Annotated in this window: 12 protein-coding genes; 2 read left to right on the forward strand and 10 right to left on the reverse strand. The window is 70.3% G+C overall.

Annotated elements, in window-relative coordinates:
* Positions 1-13: 13 nt before the first annotated feature.
* The 6 genes from DIE17_RS06065 to kynB form a co-directional block, all read right to left on the reverse strand.
* Positions 14-970, reverse strand: a complete 957-nt coding sequence (locus DIE17_RS06065) for a sugar-binding transcriptional regulator (protein ID WP_044844466.1) — start codon at positions 968-970, stop codon at positions 14-16.
* Positions 971-1,087: 117 nt separating this feature from the next.
* Positions 1,088-2,569, reverse strand: a complete 1,482-nt coding sequence (xylB, locus tag DIE17_RS06070; protein ID WP_124522979.1) for a xylulokinase — start codon at positions 2,567-2,569, stop codon at positions 1,088-1,090.
* A 127-nt stretch (positions 2,570-2,696) separates the two neighbouring features.
* On the reverse strand, positions 2,697-4,091 hold the full coding sequence (gene dalD, locus DIE17_RS06075; RefSeq protein WP_124522981.1) for a D-arabinitol 4-dehydrogenase: 1,395 nt from the start codon (positions 4,089-4,091) through the stop codon (positions 2,697-2,699).
* 604 nt (positions 4,092-4,695) lie between these two features.
* Entirely contained in the window at positions 4,696-5,622 is a 927-nt protein-coding gene (gene kynA, locus DIE17_RS06080; protein ID WP_044844544.1) for a tryptophan 2,3-dioxygenase, read from the reverse strand.
* A 92-nt stretch (positions 5,623-5,714) separates the two neighbouring features.
* Positions 5,715-6,971 carry a kynureninase gene (gene kynU / locus DIE17_RS06085; RefSeq protein ID WP_409333442.1) on the reverse strand — a complete coding sequence of 419 codons (1,257 nt, stop codon included), beginning with the start codon at positions 6,969-6,971 and terminating at the stop codon, positions 5,715-5,717.
* 55 nt (positions 6,972-7,026) lie between these two features.
* The gene (gene kynB / locus DIE17_RS06090; protein WP_124522983.1) at positions 7,027-7,668 is read right to left on the reverse strand and encodes an arylformamidase; all 642 of its coding nucleotides are present in this window, start codon (positions 7,666-7,668) and stop codon (positions 7,027-7,029) included.
* 130 nt (positions 7,669-7,798) lie between these two features.
* Here kynB and DIE17_RS06095 point away from each other — a divergent pair, with 130 nt between their 5' ends.
* Positions 7,799-8,299: an Lrp/AsnC family transcriptional regulator gene (locus tag DIE17_RS06095; protein ID WP_044844460.1), complete on the forward strand. Its 501-nt coding sequence runs from the start codon at positions 7,799-7,801 to the stop codon at positions 8,297-8,299.
* Here DIE17_RS06095 and DIE17_RS06100 read toward each other — a convergent pair.
* From DIE17_RS06100 to DIE17_RS06110, 3 genes are all read right to left on the reverse strand, one after another.
* A complete protein-coding gene (locus DIE17_RS06100; RefSeq protein WP_044844459.1) occupies positions 8,286-8,795 on the reverse strand; it encodes a flavin reductase family protein in 510 nt (169 codons plus the stop codon). The two genes, DIE17_RS06095 and DIE17_RS06100, sit on opposite strands and share 14 nt — an antisense overlap.
* Positions 8,796-9,123: 328 nt before the next feature.
* Positions 9,124-9,789: a hypothetical protein gene (locus DIE17_RS06105; protein WP_124522986.1), complete on the reverse strand. Its 666-nt coding sequence runs from the start codon at positions 9,787-9,789 to the stop codon at positions 9,124-9,126.
* Complete coding sequence (locus DIE17_RS06110) at positions 9,786-11,192, reverse strand: selenium-binding protein SBP56-related protein (RefSeq protein ID WP_124486957.1); 1,407 nt, start codon at positions 11,190-11,192, stop codon at positions 9,786-9,788. Before DIE17_RS06110 ends, DIE17_RS06105 begins: the two co-directional genes overlap by 4 nt.
* Positions 11,193-11,755: 563 nt before the next feature.
* Between DIE17_RS06110 and msrA the strand changes: the two genes are divergently transcribed.
* On the forward strand, positions 11,756-12,316 hold the full coding sequence (gene msrA, locus DIE17_RS06115) for a peptide-methionine (S)-S-oxide reductase MsrA (protein WP_044844456.1): 561 nt from the start codon (positions 11,756-11,758) through the stop codon (positions 12,314-12,316).
* 45 nt (positions 12,317-12,361) lie between these two features.
* Here the strand turns inward: msrA and DIE17_RS06120 are convergent, their stop codons facing one another.
* Entirely contained in the window at positions 12,362-13,687 is a 1,326-nt protein-coding gene (locus DIE17_RS06120; protein ID WP_124522987.1) for a DUF72 domain-containing protein, read from the reverse strand.
* Positions 13,688-13,710: the final 23 nt, after the last annotated feature.

Consider the following 13,710-nt stretch of genomic DNA (forward strand, 5'->3'; position numbering starts at 1 on the left):
GCGTGCGGCGGCGTCAGGCCGCCTTCGCGTCGAGCGCCGCGCGTGCGCAGGTTTCGTCGGTGACGAGCCCCGACAGCCAGCCGCCGCGCAGCGCGGCGATCACCGCGTCGCGCTTCTTCGGGCCGCCCGCGAACGCGATCGTCGGGCGCTTCGGCGGCGCGTCGAGCGCGACGCTCGTCACGCGCGCGCTCGTCGACACGTCGACGAGCCGGCCCTGCGCATCGATCGGCACGCCGAGCAGTTCGGCCACCGCGCCGAGCGCGGTCATCTCGTCGCGTTCCTGTTCGGTGATGAAGCCGTCCTCGTAGAGCGGGCAGTGCGGGCCGATGTTGCCGATCCCGACGAACGCGACGTCGGCCTGCGCCGACAGCGCGTCGACGATCCGGTACAGCCGGTGATTGCACCATTGCGCGCGCTCGGCGTCGCTGTCGGCGAACAGCGGCGCGGGCAGCAGGAAGTGCTTGCCGCCGGTCTTCTCGGAGATGTACTGCGCGACGTCGTAGCGGTTCGACGAGCCGTCGGCCGCGATCGCGCCGACCATCGACACGAGCCGGTGCTGCGGCCGCTCGATCTGCGCGATCTGCGCGACCGCCGCCTTCAGCGTCCGGCCGCTGCTGACGGCGATCACCATCGGGCGCGTCTCGTTCAGGTAGCGCTCCATCACCTGCGCGCCGGCGACCGCGAGCTTGCGGTCGATCGCTTCGGCCGCATCGGCATCGACGGGCACGACTTCGCACATCGTGAGCCCGTAGCGTTTCGACAGCTGCGCGCCGAGCTCGAGGCAGTCGGCGAGCTGGTGATCGACGCGCACGCGGATCAGGTTCTTCTCGACCGCGAACGCGACGAGGCGCTGCGCGACCGGGCGCGACACCTGCAGCTTCTCGGCGATTTCGTTCTGCGTGTCGCCCGCGACGTAGTAGAGCCACGCGGCACGCGTGGCGAGATCGAGTTTTTCTGAGGACTTGGACAAGATAGCGGTTCGGTTCGGATCTGGGGGGGCCGCCCGCGGACCGGCCGTCGGGCGGCGCAATGGCATCCACTGTAACGCATGCGCGGCGTGCGGCCGACGGCCGCCCTGCGTCGCCGCCTACGCGAGCCGCGCGCGCGACGGTTCGTAAAGCGGGCGCACGTGGCGATACAGCGCGCGGAACGCGTCGAGGCGCTCGCGCAGCAGCGCATGACGCGCGGCGTCGGGCACGTATTCGGCGCGCACCGGCGGCTTGGTCAGCACGACTTGCGGATCGCCGCCGACGGCGAGCCAGCCCAGCCGCGCGGCGCCGAGTGCCGCACCCGTTTCGCCGCCGCCGTGCTGGCAGGTGCGCACGTCCAGCGCGTCGGCGATCAGCTGCGCCCAGAACGCGCTGCGCGCGCCGCCGCCGATCAGCGACAGCCGGTCGGTTTCGACGCCGGCCGCGTGCAGCGCGTCGAGGCCGTCCGCGAGGCCGAGCGTCACGCCTTCGAGCACCGCGTAGCCGAGATGCGCGCGCTCGGTCGCATGCGTCATCCCGAAGAACACGCCCTGCGCATACGGATCGTTGTGCGGCGTGCGTTCGCCGGACAGGTAGGGCAGGAACAGCGGCGCCGTCGCGAGTGCGTCCGCGTCGAGCGCCGCGATTTCGGCGAGCAGCGCCGGCTCGTCGGTGCCCGTCAGCTTGCAGACCCAGCGCAGGCAACTCGCGGCCGACAGCACGACGCTCATCAGTTGCCAGCGATCGGGAATCGCGTGGCAGAACGCATGCACGGCCGACGCCGGATTCGGCATGAAGCGGTCGCCGACCACGCTCAGCACGCCCGACGTGCCGAGCGACACGAAGCCGTCGCCCGCGTGGATCGCGCCGATGCCGAGCGCGCTCGTCGCGTTGTCGCCGCCGCCGCCCGCCACCACGACGGCCTCCGACAGCCCGAGTTCGCGCGCGACGTCGGCGCGCAGCGTGCCGGACGGCGCGTTGCCTTCGACGATGCGCGGCATCTGGTCGCGCGTCATGTCGCACGCGGCGAGCAGCGCGTCGGACCAGTCGCGGCGCGCGACGTCGAGCCACAACGTGCCGGCCGCGTCGGACGGATCGGACACCTTCGCGCCGGTGAGCCGGAAGCGCAGGTAGTCCTTCGGCATCAGCACGCAGGCCGTTGCGGCAAACACGTCGGGTTCGTGCTTCGCGACCCACAGCAGTTTCGGCGCGGTGAAGCCGGGCATCGCGAGGTTGCCGGCCAGCGCGTGGAGATCGGGCGCGCGTTCGGTGAGCAGCGCGCATTCGTCGGCGCTGCGCATGTCGTTCCACAGGATCGCGGGGCGCAGCACGCGGTCGTCGCGGCCGAGCAGCACCGCGCCGTGCATCTGGCCCGACAGGCCGATCCCGCGCACCTGCGCGAAGGCCTGCGGATGCCGTTCGCGCAGCGCCGCGAGCGCGGCGAGCGTGCCTTGCCACCAGTCGTCCGGATGCTGTTCCGCCCAGCGCGGGTGCGGCCGCGACACGCTGAACGGCGTGCCGGCGGTGCCGACCACGGTGCCGTCCGGAGCAAGCAGCAGCACCTTCACTTCCGAGGTGCCGAGGTCGATGCCGAGATACATGAGCGATCCGTTCCGTCAGTGAGGAGCCGCTACTTTAGCCGCACGCGCGCGCGCCTGCCAACGCAGGTTCGCCCGGATGCGCGGCCGCTCGCGGGCGGCCGGCTGCGAGGCCGCGGGCCGCCATGCGTCAGCGCTGCGCGAGCCATGCGTCGACGCGTGCGAGCCCGGCGCGCAGCGCGTCGAACAACGCCGCGTTGCCGGCGAGCGAGCCCCACAGCGCGCGGCTCGCGCACAACGCGACGACCGGGTCGTCGGCCTCGACGATCGCCCGCGCGGCGCCGTCGTCCATCACGCCGTCCTGGTACGCATACGGCAGCAAGCCGCGCGCCCAGCGTTCGAGAAAGCGCAGGAACAGCGCCGGCAGCACCGCGGTGGCGACCGGCGCCGCGCCGCGAGCGAGCGATTCGGCGAGCGTCGGCGCGATGAAGCCGGGAATCTTCGAGAAGCCGTCGGCCGCGACGCGCTGGTTCGTGTCCAGCACGTACGGATTGCCGAACCGTTCGAGCACGACGTCGCGGTAGCGTTCGAGGTCGAGCGGGCTCGGGCTGAGACACGGGATCACGTCCTGCGTCACGTAGTCGTGCGCGAAGCGGCGGATCGCCGCGTCGTGCGTGCCTTCGTGGATGTACGTGTGGCCCGCGAGCGTGCCGGCCCACGCGATGCAGCTGTGCGTCGCGTTGAGGATGCGGATCTTCGCTTCCTCGTACGGATGCACGTCGTCGACCAGTTCCGCGCCGGCCAGCTCCCAGCGCGGCCGGCCCGCCGCGAAGCGGTCCTCGATCACCCACTGGATGAACGACTCGCCCATCACCGGACACGCGTCGTCGACGCCGGTTGCCGCGCGCACCCGTTCGCGCACGTCGGCGGTCGGGCGCGGCGTGATGCGGTCGACCATCGCGCTCGGTGTCGCGACGTTCGCATCGAACCACGCGAGCAGATCGGTCTCGCCGCGCCGCTCGAGGAATTCACGCATGCCCGCGCGAAAGCGCGCGCCGTTGTTGCGCAGGTTGTCGCAGCTCTGCAGTGTGAGCGGGCCCGCGCCGCGTTTCGCGCGTTCGGCGAGCAGCGCCGCGAGCGCGCCGTACAGCGTCGTGCGCGCGCCCTGCAGGTCGGCCGCGAGATCGGCGTTCGCGAGGTCGAGCCGGTTGTGTTCGTTGAGGTAGTAGCCGCCTTCGGTGACGGTGAACGACACGATCCGGCACGCCGGGTCGGCGCCGGCGTCGATCAGCGCGGCGAGATCGATCGACCACGGCAGCACGCGCGAGATCGCGCGGACCGTCTCGTACGCGCGCTCGCCCTGCGGCGTGACGGTTTCGAGCGTGTAGGCGCCGTGCTGCGCGGCGAGCGCGTCCATCGTCGCGCGCATGTCGTCGCGGATGTTGCCGACGGTCAGCGACCAGCGTTCGTCGGCCGGCACGGCCGCGTTCACGCGGTGCAGATACCACGCCTGGTGCGCGCGGTGGAACGAGCCTGCGCCGATGTGCAGCAGCACGGGCGCGTGGGCGGAGGGCGATTCGCTCATCCGGTGTCTCCTGTTCGTGCCAGTCTTTCCTGTCGAATACGATCATTTGCTCTTTATGTGAGCGAATGATCGTATTCGGGCGAGCGAAAGTCAAGGCGCGGGCGCGGCATTTCGATGGTGCGCTGCGGCGGCGCGTGGGCGGGGCGGAAGCGGGGGCGGAAGGCGGAAGGCGGAAGGCGGAAGGCGGAAGGCGTCAGCGTCCGTCGCGCATCGATGCGACGAGTTCGTCGGGCAGCGAGCGTGCTGGCCGCCCCGGCAGGGTGCCGTGACGCGTCGGAACACGGTGAGCGTGAGTAGCGGATGGTGCGGCGCCGCAACGATATGGCGATATGCCGGCGATCGTCCCGGTGGCTCGTCGGCTCGTCGGCTCGTCGGCACGTCGATATGTCGGCCCGTCGGCCCGTCGGAAACGCGGCGACCGCGTCGGCATCGGATCCCGCACGCGGACGGCGCGAGGCCGATCCCGTGCGTGCCCGGCCCTTGCGCGAGCCGGCGGCGCCGGCTGCGGCGGCACATTCCGCGGCGTGCACACGAACGCGCGTTGCCGCGCGAAGGGGAGGCGCCGGCCCGCACGTCGTCGTGACGCGCGGGCGCGAGGCGTGCGTTACAGCGTGGTGCGCACGTGCCAGAGCTCGGGGAACAGCACGACGTCGAGCATCTTGCGCAGATACGGCGCGCCGCTCGTGCCGCCGGTGCCCTGCTTGAAGCCGATGATGCGCTCGACGGTCGTCACGTGACGGAAGCGCCACTGGCGGAACGCATCCTCGAGATCGACGAGTTCCTCGGCCATCTCGTAGAGCTCCCAGTGCTGCTGCGGGTGACGATAGACCTCGAGCCACGCGGCCTCGACCGTTTCGTCGTGACGCATCGGCTGCGTCCAGTCGCGCTCGAGCCGTTCGGGCGCGATCGGGAAACCGCGCCGCGCGAGCAGGCGCACGACTTCGTCGTAGAACGACGGCGCCTCGAGCGTCGCGCGCACCTGTTCGAGGATGTCGGGCCGGTGCGCATGCGGCTGCAGCATCTGCACGTTCTTGTTGCCGAGCAGGAATTCGAGCTGCCGGTACTGGTACGACTGGAAGCCCGACGACTGGCCGAGATACGGCCGCATCGCCGAATACTCGGACGGCGTCATCGTCGACAGCACGTTCCACGCCTGCACGAGTTGCTCGAGGATCCGCGACACGCGCGCGAGCATCTTGAACGCGGGCGGCAGCGCGTCGCCGCGCACCGCGTCGAGCGCGCCGCGCAGCTCGAACAGCGCGAGCTTCATCCACAGCTCGCTCGTCTGATGCTGGATGATGAACAGCATCTCGTTGTGATCGGGCGACAGCGGATGCTGCGCGTCGAGGATCGCGTTCAGCGACAGGTAGTCGCCGTAGCTCATCGACTTCGAGAAATCGAGCTGCGCATCGTGCCAGCCGGCTTGAGCGGTGGCTTCGCCAGGCACGTGCGGCGCTTCATGAGCCGGTTGGGCCGCGCGTGCGCCCGAGAACGGGCAGCCCGCCGGCGCGTCGTCGCCGGGTGGCTGAATATGACCAGAATTCACGACTTTCTCCAGATTTGAATGACGGGGCGCGGCGCGCAATCCGCACGTCGCGGCGGCGCGCGCCGGGCTGGAAGCGGTCAGGTCACCGCGCCGCGCTCGGCGAACTCGGGCGCCTTCCACGCGTCGGTGGCGAGGATGTCGCGCAGCGTCTCGACGGCATCCCACACGTCGACGAAGCGCGTATAGAGCGGCGTGAAACCGAAGCGCAGCACGTAAGGCTCGCGGTAGTCGCCGATCACGCCGCGCGCGATCAGCGCCTGCATCACCTCGTAGCCGTGCGGATGCTCGAAGCTCGCCTGCGAGCCGCGCTGGTGATGCGCGCGCGGCGTGACGAGCTTCAGCGACAGGCCCGCGCAGCGCGTTTCGACGAGCGCGATGAACGCGTCGGTCAGCGCGAGCGACTTGCGGCGGATCGCGTGCATGTCGGTCTGCAGGAACACGTCGAGCCCGCATTCGACCATCGACATCGACACGATCGGCTGCGTGCCGCACAGGAAGCGCGCGATGCCCGGATCGGGCGCGAAGCCCGGCTGCATCGCGAACGGTGCGCGGTGGCCCCACCAGCCCGACAGCGGCTGCGAGAAGTGAGCGAGATGACGCCGCGGCACCCACACGAAGGCCGGCGAACCGGGGCCGCCGTTCAGGTACTTGTACGTGCAGCCGACCGCGCCGTCCGCGTGCGCGCCGTTCAGGTCGACCGGCACCGCGCCGGCCGAATGCGCGAGATCCCACAGCATCAGCGCGCCCGCATCGTGCACGAGCTGCGTGACGGCCGGCATGTCGTGCATGTAGCCGGTGCGGTAGTTCACGTGCGTGATCATCGCGACGGCCGTGTCCGCGCCGAGCGCGTCGGGCAGGTCCGCCGGATCGTCGATCAGGCGCAGCTCGTAGTCGCCGCCGAGCTGTTCGATCAGCCCTTGCGCGATGTACAGGTCGGTCGGGAAGTTCGAGCGCTCCGACACGATCACGCGGCGCTCCGGCGCGCGTTCGGCCTGGTGGCGCAGCATCGCCGACAGCAGCTTGAACAGGTTGATCGAGATGGTGTCGGTCACGACGGTTTCGCCGGGCGCGCCGCCGATCAGCGTCGCGAGCTTGTCGCCGAGGCGGCGCGGCAGCGCGAACCAGCCGGCGGTGTTCCAGCTGCGGATCAGGCCTTCGCCCCATTCGGCGCCGATCACCTGTTGCGCGCGGGCGGCCGATGCGCGCGGCTGCGCGCCGAGCGAGTTGCCGTCGAGATAGATCACGCCGTCGGGCAGCGCGAACTGGTCGCGCAGCGCGGCGAGCGGGTCGTCGCGGTCGAGGGCGAGCGCGTCTTCACGGGTCTTGATGATCATGATGTCGGGTCAGTAGTTCGCGGACGAGTGGTTCGCGGGTCGATGGTTGGATGAATCAGGAGGACCGGCCGGGCAGCGCGCGCAGCACCGCACGCACGGGGCTCGCGTCGAGCGTCGCGAATTTCAGCGGCAGCGCGATCAGCTCGTAGTCGCCGGGCGGCACGTCGTCGAGCACGATCCCTTCGAGGATCGCCATCCGGTGCGCGCGCACGCGGTGATGCGCATCCATGGTCTTCGAGTCCTGCGGGTCGAGCGACGGCGTATCGATGCCGATCAGCTTGACGCCGTGCGCGGCGAGCAGGTCGACGGTCTCGGGCGCGACCGCGCAGAAGCTGCTGTCCCATTGCGCGACGCTGGCGCGCGCATAGGTGCGCAGCAGCACGCGCGGCGGCACGCCGGCGAGCGCGGCCTCGAGGTCGGCCGGACGCACGACCGGCGATGCGCCGATGCAGTGGATCACGCGGCACGGGCCGAGATAGGTGTCGAGCGGCACCGCGCCGATCGGCGCGCCGTCGGCGTCGTAGTGAAGCGGCGCGTCGCAGTGCGCGCCGGTATGCGGCGACAGCGTCAGGCGCGCGACGTTGACCGGCGAGCCGGCCTCCATCCGCCATACGCGTTCGACGGAAACCGGCGTGTCGCCCGGCCACACGGGGGTGGCGGGGCTGACGGGCGGCGAGATGTCCCAGAGTGTGTCCATGGCATGACGAGTCGGTGAATCGATGCTTCGAATGATAGGTGGACACTCGCAGAAAGTGCTTGCGAAATAAACATGGACAATCCGCCCGATTGGCAGATAATTCGACTCAGAGGGAAAACGGGGACCAAAAATGCACGCGATCACGCTCGATGCCACCGACTGCCGGATTCTGGCGGTCCTGCAGGAAGAGGGCAGAATCAGCAATCTCGATCTGGCGGAACGCATCTCGCTTTCGCCATCCGCCTGTCTGCGCCGGATGCGCCTGCTCGAGGAGCAGGGCGTGATCGAGCACTATCGCGCGTGCCTGAGCCGCGAGAAGCTCGGCTTCGAGCTCGAGGCGTTCGTGCAGGTGTCGATGCGCAACGAAGAGAATCAATGGCACGAGCGCTTCGCGGAGGCGCTGCGCGAATGGCCGGAGGTGGTCGGCGCGTTCGTCGTGACGGGCGAGAGCCACTACCTGCTGCGCGTGCTCGCGCACAACCTCAAGCACTATTCGGATTTCGTGCTGAACCGGCTCTACAAGGCGCCGGGCGTGATGGACATCCGTTCGAACATCGTGCTGCAGACGCTGAAGGACGAAGCGGGCGCGCCGGTCGGGCTGGCGCGCATGGGGGCGATCAAAGCGGTGTGAGGCCGTGGAAGCCGCCGCCGTGGAACACGAGCGGCGGAGCGGCATCCGACACGGCACGCACGCCGCAGCGTTCCACTTCGCCGACGAAGATCACATGGTCGCCTTCGTCGTAGCGGCTGCGGTTGTGGCATTCGAACCACGCGAGCGCACCGTCGAGCACCGGCATGCCCGAGTTGCCGGCCGCGTGCGCGATCCCTTCGAAGCGGTCGCCCTTGTAGGTCGAGAAGCGCTTGCACAGGTCGAGCTGCGACGCCGCGAGCACGTTCACCACGTAATGGCTGTTGCTGCGGAACACCGGCGTCGACGCCGATTTGTGCGCGAGGCTCCACAGCACGAGCGGCGGATCGAGCGACACCGAGTTGAACGAACTCGCGGTGATGCCGATCAACTGCCCGGACGGCGCACGCGTCGTGATGACCGTGACGCCGGTCGCGAACTGGCCGAGCGCCTGGCGAAAGGCGGCCGAGTCGAAATCGGGCGGGGTGGCATGCTTCATCGGGCGGCCATCCGGATCGAAACGGACAGGCGCGGCGCGCGGCGGGTGCGGGAGGCGCGGCGGACGAAAGGCGGCAAGGCCAGGGCGGTCGGTCGGGAAGTGGTGCGCATGGCGCGATTTTAGCGGAATCGCGACCGCCGGGCCCGTGCGGACGGTGCATTGCGGGGCCAGCGTGAGGTAGCGAACACAGTCGCGCGGCGCCGCGATCGGGCCCGCCGAGGCGTTTCTGGCGTGTTTTATCGCGCGCGGTCGGTGGCCCGCCCATGCGGCAGGCCATCCGCCACGCCCTGCATCACGCGCGACCGCCGCGGCAGCCATCGCGCGTGCGCTACCGCGCCGCCGCCAGCCCGAGCGACAGCGCACCCGTCAGGATCAGGCTCGACGCCCACACCGCATCGAGGTTGAACCAGCTCCGCGCGACGAACTTCAGCCCGAGATAGCGGTACACGAGCCACGCGAGCACGCCGCCCGTGCCGATCATCGCGGCCGCGTGCACGGCCGCGACGACGAGCGCCATCCCGAGATGCGCGTCGACGAGCGTGGCCGCCGCGCGATCGCCGGCGTCCGTGTCGAGCCCGCAAAGCCCCAGATAGATCGGCACCAGCATCAGCCCGGCGCCGTGCGCGAGCGCGACCGCGAACGACCACAGCCCGAGCCGCGCGGGCGGAATCCGCGCGAGCGCACGCGGGTGACGCCGCCGGATCAGCAGCACCGCGCCGAAGCCGATCACGAGCGCGCTCGCGCCGATCCGGATCGCCGACTGCCATGCAAGCAGCGCGGCGAGCAGCCCGAACGGCAGCATCACCATGAATACCGCGAGCGCATGGCCGAGCGCGAGATAGCCGAGCGCCGCGACGAGCGCGCCGTCGCGGCGCGTCATCAACGCGTTCGACACCGCGAGCGGCCAGCCCATCGCCGGATTGAGCCCGTGATAGACGCCGCTCGCGAGCACGGCCGCCCACAGCGCGAGCGGCGCGGAGAGGCCGGCGCTCAACGCTTGACCGACGGATAGCAGAACGAGTCGGTCGAGCAGTCGCCGCCTTCCAGCCGGATCTGGTGCGCGCGATAGCCGTCGGGGAACTCGACCCAGTAGTCGTCGGCGAGCGTCAGCCCGCCGTCCGGCCCCGCATGCGCGAGCACCTGCGCGGCCGGCACGCCGTCCGGATAGAACTGGTCGTCCCACGTCGAGTAGAGCGAGTTGGTCCAGTACACGCGCCGGCCGTCGCGGCTGATTTCCACCATCTGCGGGCCGCCGGCGAACGCGCGGCCGTTCGAGTGCGGCGCGCGGCGCACGATCCCGCCGATGCGCACCGACCCGGCGAGCACCGGGTGACGCGGATCCGACACGTCGTACTGACGCATCTCGCCCGTGCCCCAGCACGATACGTACAGGAAACGGTCGTCGAGCGACAGGTCGATGTCGGTCACGAGCGGCGGCACCGCGCCGAATCCCTGGAGCAGCGGCGGCAGTTCGTCGGCGGCGGCCGGCTCGGGCGGAATCGTCGCGGTCTTCTCCACATGGAACTGGCCGTCCTCGCGCCACCAGGTCCAGATCGATCCTTCGAGATTGGTCGTGTCGACCACGACGCCGACGAACCCGTATTCGCGCACCGGATCGTGCGCGGGCCGCACTTCGAGCGCCATCTGGTGCTGCGCGCCGAGATCGATCGTCTGCACGTTGCGCCGCGCGCGCAGGTCCCAGAAATGCAGCCGGTGGCCGTAGCGGTTCGCGAGCAGGTCTTCCGGCACGATGCCGTTCTCGAATTGCGGCGGCAGCGCCCATTCGCTCGACACCATGTAGTCGCGCGGCAGGTTCCACCAGAAGTCGTAATGCTTGTCCTGCGGGCCGCGGTCGATTTCCCAGCGGCCGAGCACGTCGAAGGTCTCGCAGTCCATGATGAAGATGCCGGGCGCGCCGTCGGTGCCGTCCGGGCCCGCGCCGCCGAGCGTGCTCACGTAGATGCCCTCGGGGCCGCAATGAACCGTATGCGGCCGCGAATAGCCGGTCTTCGCGAACACCTCGCCGGGCTCGATGATCTTGTGGATACGCGCCTGCGTCGGGTGCGGCTTCGTGTCGATCACGTAGATCCGCGACGAGCGCAGGCCCGGGATGATCAGGAAGCGGCGCTCGAGAAACGCGTGACCGGTCAGCGGCGACAGCGACGACGAGCACGCATTCCAGCCGAAGTGGTGGAATTCGTCGCCGGTGTTCGGCATCGTCACCGTGTGCACGATCTTGCCGTAGGTCGCCGAGCCGGGTTTCACGTCGATCACGGCGAGCGCGTCGGGCCTGGAAAAATCGGGGCTCAGCAACAACGTATAGGCAAATTCCTCCGCCGGCGCCTGCATCGCAAGTTCCGGCGAAGCGTGAAAGGTCGGGTCAGGCCGCATGCTCATCGTGGTGCCTCTCTCGGTTGTATCGGATCACGGGCGCACGGCCGTTCACTGCGGGCGTGCGGGTCGAACAGGTTGCGTGACGGGAATGCACAGGCGGTGGCGCGCGATTGCAGGACGCGCGGTGCGGTGCATCAGGTCGGGAAAGCGGGGAAACGCGGCGCGCCGGATCGTCGCGCAGGCGGCGCAACGGGCGTACGGTGACGCGAGGGTGCGGTGAAGGCGACGGCGCGCGGGGCACCGGCGGCCGGGCCCGTCATGCGGGCGATTTCTGCTGAGGCGTGCATATCGATGTTCCGGCAGATGTTGTTGGCATCAGGGCGGGCATGCATCGGACGCTGCGTGCAGCCGGACGGTGTGCCGTCGCGGCGAAGCGTGCCTAAGTGTAGTCGAGAAACGCGCAGCCGGTGGCGCGCGGCGCGCATGCGGTTCTGCCGGATTCGCGCGCGAGTGAGATACTTGAACGCTGCCGCTGCGCGCCGGGCAACCGGGCAGCGACGATAAGGACCGGCGGCGCCGGCGCGTGCCTGCGTGCCGGCCGCCGTCTTCAACGAGGTACTGATTTCATGGTGAACGAGATGCTTGAAACCGCGACTGTGGGCGGCGGGTGCTTCTGGTGCACGGAGGCCGTGTTTCTCGACGTCGACGGCGTGACGGCCGTCCAGTCGGGCTATGCGGGCGGCCATACGCGCAATCCCGGCTATCGCGACGTCTGCGACGGCGACACCGGTCACGCCGAGGTCGTGAACGTGACGTTCGATCCGGCGCGCATCGGTTATCGCGAGATCCTCGAGATCTTCTTCGCGACGCACGATCCGACCCAGCTGAACCGGCAGGGCAACGACGTCGGCACGCAATACCGGTCGGTCGTGTTCACGCATTCCGACGCGCAGCGCGACGTCGCGCTCGACGTGATCCGCGAACTGGAGCGCGAGCAGGTGTTCGGGCAGCCGATCGTCACGCAGGTCGTGCCGCTCGACGGCAACTACTGGCCGGCCGAGGACTATCATCAGAACTATTACGCACGCAATCCGGGGCAGGGCTACTGCTCGGTCGTGATCGGGCCGAAGCTCGCGAAATTCCGCCAGAAGTTCTCGCACCGGCTGAAGTCGCAGCGCGGCGCGTAATCGGCGCGTCAGCCGCAAGCGGCGCGGGCACCCGCGCCGCGACCCCTACGCCGCCTCGCTGCGCCAGTGCGCGCACGCGGCGGCGATCTCGCGCGCGAGCGCGAGGCACGACAGCGGCGCGGAGCCTTCCGCCTTGTTGTTGATCGTGATGATCACCGGCTGTCCGGCCAGCGCGTAGCGCGCGGCCAGCTCGGCGAGCGCCGCGCGCGTGGCCGGGTCCTCGTCGACGAGCTTGTCGAACGGCTCGTACTTCGCTTTCGCCTGTTCGTACTTGAAGCCGCCGTGCAGGCTCCAGCGCACGATCAGCGGGCCCGGCGCATCGCCGTCGAGCAGCGCGAGCGCGGCCGCCTGGCGCAGCGGGTCGGGCATCCGCGCGTGCAGGCCGACGCAGTAGCGCACGCCGAGCGCCGCGAGCGCGCGGATGAAGCGCGGCGTGAGCAGGCTCGCGTCGCGGATCTCGATCGCGTAGCGCGTGCCGTCGGCGTCCGGCGGCAGCGGCGGCAATGCCGCGAAGAATGCCGACAGCCGGTCGATCAGCGCGGCCGGCTCGGCGAGCAGTTGATCGGGCATCGGCGAGAACTGGAACACCAGCACGCCGGCCTTCCGGCCGAGCCCTTCGAGGCACGGCTGCACGAATTCCCGGGTCGCGAGCTGCGCGTCGAGGAAGGTCGGGTTCGGGCCCGACGGCTCGCCGCGCCTGCCGCGCACGACCGCATCGGTGACGGACGCCGGCGCCTTCACGACGAAGCGGAAGTCGTCCGGCACCTGTTGCGCGTAGCGCAGATAATCGGCCACCGACAGCGGCCCGTAGAACGAGCGGTCGAGGCTCACGCTCTTCAGCAGCGGATGCGCGCCGTACGCCTCGAGCCCTTCGCGCGACAGCTTCGTCTGCGCGAAATCGCCGTCGTAGACGATGCCGTCCCAGCCGGGGAAATACCACGACGACGTGCCGAGCCGCACATTGGGCGGCAGCGCGGCCGCGGCGGCGGCGACTTCCGCGGAAACCGGGGCGGGCGGCACGCCGCGCCGGCGCCGGCTTTTCTTCGGCGGCGCGGCCGGTGGAGACGGTTCGTCCCACAGCAGGCCGGAGGCAGGGGGCGGTTCCGCCGGTTCCTGGTCGGCGGAAGGACGGGGCGATGCACGGCCGGCGCGCGCAGGCGACTTTGCCGGCCGCGCAGTGTCGTGTTCGTCCGGCGTCACGCGTGCGCCGGCACCTGCAGCGCTGTCGCCATCCGCGGGCGCGGCCGCGCGCGCGTCGTCGGGCGCCGCGCCGCCGAACAGGTCGAACTGCCCGTCGGCGTGCGATCCGTCCGGTTCGTCGCGCTGCTGTCGTTGCGGCGGCGTGTTGCGCCGCGTCCTGCCGTCACCCATGCATGCCCAGCGTGAAGTGCCGC

Origin of the sequence: Burkholderia sp. Bp9099 (genome assembly GCF_003857805.1) — a bacterium.
In the GTDB taxonomy this organism is placed as follows: Bacteria; Pseudomonadota; Gammaproteobacteria; order Burkholderiales; family Burkholderiaceae; genus Burkholderia.